At 71.1% G+C, this 3720-nt stretch carries 4 protein-coding genes; 3 read left to right on the top strand and 1 reads right to left on the bottom strand.

Annotated elements, in window-relative coordinates:
• Positions 1–279: 279 nt before the first annotated feature.
• The gene (locus tag ACZ562_RS08715) at positions 280–1572 is read right to left on the bottom strand and encodes a sensor histidine kinase (protein ID WP_471175313.1); all 1293 of its coding nucleotides are present in this window, start codon (positions 1570–1572) and stop codon (positions 280–282) included.
• Between the two features lie 238 nt (positions 1573–1810).
• Between ACZ562_RS08715 and ACZ562_RS08710 the strand changes: the two genes are divergently transcribed.
• The 3 genes from ACZ562_RS08710 to ACZ562_RS08700 form a co-directional block, all read left to right on the top strand.
• A complete protein-coding gene (locus ACZ562_RS08710) occupies positions 1811–2206 on the top strand; it encodes an NADH-quinone oxidoreductase subunit A (RefSeq protein WP_471175311.1) in 396 nt (131 codons plus the stop codon).
• Positions 2197–2901 carry an NADH-quinone oxidoreductase subunit B gene (locus ACZ562_RS08705; RefSeq protein ID WP_471175309.1) on the top strand — a complete coding sequence of 235 codons (705 nt, stop codon included), beginning with the start codon at positions 2197–2199 and terminating at the stop codon, positions 2899–2901. The genes ACZ562_RS08710 and ACZ562_RS08705 overlap by 10 nt, the downstream gene beginning before the upstream one ends.
• Positions 2898–3720, top strand: an 823-nt coding sequence (locus ACZ562_RS08700) for an NADH-quinone oxidoreductase subunit C (RefSeq protein ID WP_471175307.1), incomplete at its 3' end; no start/stop codon positions are given. The genes ACZ562_RS08705 and ACZ562_RS08700, both read left to right, overlap by 4 nt.

Raw genomic sequence — 3720 nt, 5'->3', positions numbered from 1 at the left:
GTCGTGCCCGAACCCGCCGTTGCGCCCGAAGCCGCTGCCGTGCCTGTAGCCGCTGTCGTGCCCGTAGCCCTGTCCGTAGTCCGTGGCCATCGGCGTCGTCCGTTCTGCTCGTCCCGAGATGCCGCTCGTCCGTCGGCTGTGATGTCGCCTCCACACTGCTCGGCCGCAGGTCCGCGGACCATGGCGGCCGTCGGCGTCTCGGCCGGGGGGTTTTCCCTACCTCCGCGGGGCGTCTTCAGGTCCGTGTCCTGCGGCGCGTCGGGCGGCGGGACGTCGTCGTCACCTGCGCCGGACGTCCTCACTCCGGTCCCGCCACGGCAGCTCCGCCGTGACGGTGGTGGGGCCGCCCGGCGGCGAGTCGACGACGAACAGCCCGTCGACGGCGTCCAGCCGTTCGGCGAGACCCCGCATGCCGGTACCGCCGCCGTCGAGTCGCGCGCCGCCGTGCCCGTTGTCCCACACCTGGATGAGCAGTCGTTCCTCCGTCCGCCACACCTCGACCGACGCCGATCTCGCCCCGCTGTGCTTGCTGATGTTCTGCAGCAGTTCCGAGACGGTGAAGTACGCGATGCCCTCGATGGCCGCCGCCGGCCTGGAGTCAAGGTCCGCCGTCACCTTCACCGGCACCGTGCAGCGCGAGGCGACCGAGGACAGCGCGGCGTCCAGGCCGCGGTCCGTCAGCACGGCGGGATGGATGCCGCGGGCCAGATCCCGCAGCTCCTGCAGCGCCAGCTTCACCTCGCCGTGCGCCTCCTCGACCATCAGCGCGACGGTTTCGTCGGCCTGGCCCTCCTGCAGCTTCTCCTTGGCCAGGCCGAGCCCCATCGCCAGGTTGACCAGCCGGGCCTGCGCCCCGTCGTGCAGATCGCGCTCGATGCGCCGCAGGTCGGCGGCGGCCGTGTCGACCACGACCCCCCGGTCCGACTCCAGCTCGGCGATGCGCCGCTCCAGCTCGTCCGAGGGCGACAGCAGCCCCCGCACCATCGCCCGGTCCGCGTTGGCGAGACCCCGCGCGATGAACGGCAGCACCGGCCACAGCACGAACAGCGAGGTCAGCGTGATGGTGAAGGTGAGGATGCCCCAGGGCAGCCGCATGAATTCGTACAGGACCGTGCGCCAGCCCACCGGATCCTTCAGCGCCATCCACAGCTGTGCGAAGACACCGTTCTTGCTGCTGCGCATCGGCAGCGGGCTCGGCTCGTCCACCCGCACTCCGAGCAGTGCCCGGGCCCGGGCCCGCTCCAGCCTGCCCAGCTGCCGCGCGCCCATCAGACCGGCCGCGAGCAGCGGGAACCCGATCACCGTGATGGTCAGCCACGCCCCGGTGAGCAGCACGGTCACGACGTAGGTGAACCCGAACAGCGACACCGGGAGGTTCGCGAGGAGGTGAGCGATCTCCTTCCAGGTGTGCCGGTCGTAGGCGAAGCGCGGAGGCGGCAGGCGGTCGCTGTCCGCGGACGGGAGGATGCCGGTGTCCGCGGACGCGGTAATGCCGGTGTCCGCGGACGGGAGGATGTCGGTGTCCGCGGACGCGGGAATGTCCGTGTCCGCGGACGGGAGGCGTTCGGTCATATGGGCTAGCGTGCCGCCGGACGGGTCTCCGCGCCATGAGGCGGACCGCCGCGATCCCCTGGGGAAAACCCCACCCCGGCTTCTCCACCGGTGACTGCCTGCTTACCGTGTCTTTATCAGGCCCTAGACTCCCGTGCGTACAGATCGTCGAACAGCAGCGTTCGCAGGATCACAAGATCACGAGGTTGCAGGGCCCGCAGGGCCGCAGGGTCACCAAGTCAGGGAGCGAGGGACGGACGTGCCGGAACCGACCGTCGTCGTGGCGGCGGACTACTTCCAGTCCTACTCGGTCGTCGGACTGCTCGCCGTCGTCGGTGTGCTGTTCGTCGCGGTCGCCTTCGGAGCCGGGCGCCTGCTGCGACCCGTGGTCCCCACCCCCGAGAAGCTTCTGACGTACGAGTGCGGCGTCGACCCCGTAGGCGAGGGCTGGGCCCACACCCAGGTCCGCTACTACGTCTACGCCTTCCTGTACGTGATCTTCGCCGTCGACTCGATCTTCCTCTTCCCGTGGGCGACGGTCTTCGCCGCGCCCGGCTACGGAGCGGCGACCCTCGTCGAGATGTTCATCTTCCTCGGCTTCCTGGCCGTGGGCCTGCTGTACGCCTACAAGAAAGGCGTCCTGGCATGGACGTGACGCCAGAAGTGGGTTCTTCGGAGCCCGTGTACCTGCCGGAGCCGAAGCGGCTGGGCGCCCTCGCCCGCCTCGCCCCCGAGCCGATGAAGGTCGTCCTGAACTGGGGCCGCCGCTACTCGCTCTGGGTCTTCAACTTCGGCCTCGCCTGCTGCGCGATCGAGTTCATCGCCGCGTCCATGGCCCGCCACGACTTCATCCGCCTAGGCGTCATCCCGTTCGCACCTGGTCCGCGCCAGGCCGACCTGATGGTCGTTTCCGGCACGGTCACTGACAAGATGGCGCCCGCCGTGAAGCGCCTCTACGAGCAGATGCCCGAGCCGAAGTACGTCATCTCCTTCGGCGCGTGCAGCAACTGCGGCGGCCCCTACTGGGACTCCTACTCCGTCACCAAGGGCGTAGACCAGATCATCCCCGTGGACGTGTACGTCCCCGGCTGCCCGCCCCGCCCCGAGGCCCTGCTCCAGGGAATCCTGAAGCTCCAGGAGAAGATCGCCCGGGAGTCGCTGGGGGAGCGCTACGGGTCCGGCACGGCGCGGCCTTCGGCAGCGGCCCTGCAGAGCGGCCTGGTGAAGCCGCCTGCCGCGGCCACAGGATCGGGATCTGGATCGGGATCAGGATCGGGATCGGGATCCGGATCAGGGTCGGAGCCGGGATCGGCCGTGGCTTCGGGCTCGGGCTCGGGGGAGGGCCGATGACCACGGTCGGCTGGCTGCCCGCCCCCGCCGAGGAACTCTTCGGTACGGAGGCCACGGCCGAGGAGTCGTACGAGGTCCTGACGGTGGACGTCCCGCCCACGTCCTGGATCACGGCGCTGGAAGCGGCACGCGACCGGCTGTCCTGCACCTACTTCGACTGGCTGAGCGCGGTCGACGAACCGGGCACGGGCTTCCGCGTCACGGCGCACGTGGTCGCGTTGTCGCCGGTACGACGCCTTCTCCTGCGGACGACGGTCCCCCACGAGACGCCCGTCCTCCCTTCTGCCGTGGACGTCTACGCGGGCGCGGCCTGGCACGAACGCGAGACCTACGAAATGTTCGGCGTGGTCTTCGATGGCCACCCGGCACTGGACCACCTCCTCCTGCCGGAGGGCTTCGAGGGCCACCCCCTGCGCAAGGACTTCGTCCTGGCCGCCCGCGTCGCCAAGGCCTGGCCCGGCGCCAAGGAACCGGGCGAGTCCGAACACGGCGGCCCCAAGCGCCGCCAGATGCTTCCCCCGGGCGTCCCCGACCCGAACGAATGGGGCCCCCTGAAGGGCCAGCTCCCCCCTGCCCCGGCCCGCCCGGCCCGCGCCGCGACCCGCACCCCCGGAGAACGCCCCGCACGCCGCACCCGCACGGCATCGGAGGGTTCGGCCAGCCAGGCGGAGGCGTCCACGGCAGCAGCCACACCGACCGCGCCGCGGCGTGCGCGTACGGCGGCGGAGGGTTCGGCCAGCCAGGCGGAGGCGTCCGCGGCAGCAGCCACACCGACCGCGCCGCGGCGTGCGCGTACGGCGGCGGAGGGTTCGGCCAGCC

The organism is Streptomyces sp. NPDC040410 (assembly GCF_055595715.1).
Note: the sequence above shows the minus strand (reverse complement) of the source record. Positions and strands in the feature narration are given on the sequence as shown.

Coding starts and splice junctions, on each gene's coding strand:
- ACZ562_RS08715 (WP_471175313.1), bottom strand. CDS start 1,572: ATGACCGAACGCCTCCCGTCCGCGGACACGGACATTCCCGCGTCCGCG.
- ACZ562_RS08705 (WP_471175309.1), top strand. CDS start 2,197: ATGGACGTGACGCCAGAAGTGGGTTCTTCGGAGCCCGTGTACCTGCCG.